Here is a 2,165-nt window from a genome sequence, read left to right on the forward strand (position 1 = left end):
AAGACCGCCTGATTGACGCATGCGCGCGGGCACAGTGAGCTCTATGATCGGTTGGGTGAAGGTCAAGCGGCCTGCTGACCGGCGGGCTTATCGGCTTGGCGCAGGAGCTTCCATTCCCAGGGCAGCAGTTCGTGCAGGCGCGACGCGGGAAGATCGGCGATACGGGCGAGCACGTCGGCGAACCAGGCCTTGGGATCGACGTCATTGAGGCGACAGGTCGTGATCATCGTCAGCATGATGGCGGCACGGTCGGCGCCACGCTGGCTGCCGGCGAAGGTCCAGTTGCGCCTTCCCACCGCGATGCCTCTCAATGCGCGCTCGGCGCAATTGTTGGTCAAGCAGATCCTGCCATCGTCGAGGAAGCGGGCGAAGTCGTCCCAGCGCCTGAGCATGTAGTTGATCGGCTTCAGGACCTCGGAGGAGCGCGAGAGGGTTTCGCGCTCACGCAGCAACCAGGCGTGCATGTCCTCGAGCGGCGGCTTGCTCTGTTCCTGCCGCACGGCGCGCCGCTCGTCAGCGCCGCGGCCGTTGATGTCGCGCTCGATCTCGAACAACGCATCGAGGCGTCTGACCGCCTCCAGCGCGATTGGGGAGACTGGTTTGCCTTTCTGTCCGTCCCGGGCGGTTTTCTCGATATCGGCCAGCTCGAAGAAGCCCCGCCGCGCATGGGCGAAGCAGAACGCCGGCGTGATCGGCATCGCTTTCCTTTGCGGGTCGAACAACGGCTCGAAGCCGCTATAGCAATCCGCCTGCAGGATACCGGCGAAGGCAGCCAGATGCTTCTGGGGATGCTCGCCCCGTCGGTCGCTCGAGGCGTAATAGACCGCCGCCGCCGGCGCCGGCCCACCGTAGGGCCGGTCATCCCGCACATAGGTCCAGATCCGGCCGGTCGTGCACTTGCTCTTGGCCAGGATGCGGATGGTGGTGTCATCACCATGAAGGCGCTCGGCCGACAGCACATGGCGCTCGATCAGCTGGAACAGCGGCATGACGGCGAAGGTGCCGTGGCCGACCTGGTCGGCCAGCGTCGACAGCGGCAGGTCGATCTTCTCGGCCTTAAAGCGTACACTCTGGCGGTTGAGCGGGATATGCATGCCGAACTTGTCGAACAGGATCGTCGCCAGCAATTGCGGGCCGATGAAGCCGCGCGGCGTGGCATGGAACGGTGCCGGCGGCTGGCTGATCTTCTCGCAATCGCGGCAAGTGAACTTCTCGCGCACGGTCTCGATCAGCTTGAACCGGCGCGGGATCTCCTCCAGCGTCTCGGTCACATCCTCACCCAGCTTCGCAAGGCGCGCCCCACCGCAACAGGCGCAGGTCTTTGGCGCCTCAATGACGACGCGCTCGCGTTCGATGTCGTCCGGCCAGGGCTTGCGTACCGGCCGCTTGCGCGTGAAGGCGCGCACGCTCTGGACCTTCGCCGCGGCGGCCTGCGCGGCAAGCTCATCCTCGCTCGCCGTGGTGGCAAGTTCTTCGAGTTCCAATTCCAATTGCTCGATCAGCCGCGCCGTGCGCTCGGAGCGCTGACCGTACAGTTCGCGCTTGAGCTTCTCGATCCGCAGCTCGAGATGCGCGATCAGCGCCGCGTTATCCGACAGCTCCGCTCGCGCACTGGCAGCCATCGCCTCGGCTCGCAGCCGCGCCTCACGCTCGGCCTGTAGCGCTGCCAGGGCACTGACAAGGTCCGAGGGAAGGTCGTCTGGCTTCGATATCATGAAGCCATTGAATCAGATCAAGCAGCAGATTCAAACCCAAAACACCTATCCGACCCGCATCGGACGCTGGGCTTCTTGCGGGTTGCGCCAATCGATTCCGGACAACAGATAGCTCATCTGAGCTGGCGAGATCGTCACTGCTTCGCCCGCAACCGAAGGCCAGATGAACCTTCCTCTCTCAAGTCTCTTGGTGAACAGGCATGCTCCCTGGCCATCGTGCCAGATCACCTTCACAAGATCGCTTCGGCGACCGCGGAAGACGAACAGATGACCGCTGAGCGGGTCTTTGTGCAGCACCTCCTGCACTTGGAGTGCCAGCGACGGAAAGCCTCTGCGCATATCCGTGTAGCCTGTCGCGAGCCACACTCGCACATTCCCCGGTATAGCAATCATCGGCGTCCAAGCACATCGAGGACCCGCGCCAGCGCCTCCGGATCGACGTGCGCATCC

General features: G+C 64.0%; 2 protein-coding genes. Both read right to left on the bottom strand.

What is annotated here, in order from left to right:
* Positions 1-62 precede the first annotated feature (62 nt).
* Complete coding sequence (tnpC, locus tag CQ12_RS36860; protein WP_057840169.1) at positions 63-1,715, bottom strand: IS66 family transposase; 1,653 nt, start codon at positions 1,713-1,715, stop codon at positions 63-65.
* A gap of 45 nt (positions 1,716-1,760) precedes the next feature.
* The gene (gene tnpB, locus CQ12_RS36865; protein WP_430642301.1) at positions 1,761-2,081 is read right to left on the bottom strand and encodes an IS66 family insertion sequence element accessory protein TnpB; all 321 of its coding nucleotides are present in this window, start codon (positions 2,079-2,081) and stop codon (positions 1,761-1,763) included.
* Positions 2,082-2,165 lie beyond the last annotated feature (84 nt).

Origin of the sequence: Bradyrhizobium jicamae, from assembly GCF_001440395.1 — a bacterium.
GTDB classification, from domain to species: domain Bacteria; phylum Pseudomonadota; class Alphaproteobacteria; order Rhizobiales; family Xanthobacteraceae; genus Bradyrhizobium; species Bradyrhizobium jicamae.

Coding starts and splice junctions, on each gene's coding strand:
- tnpC (WP_057840169.1), bottom strand. CDS start 1,715: ATGATATCGAAGCCAGACGACCTTCCCTCGGACCTTGTCAGTGCCCTG.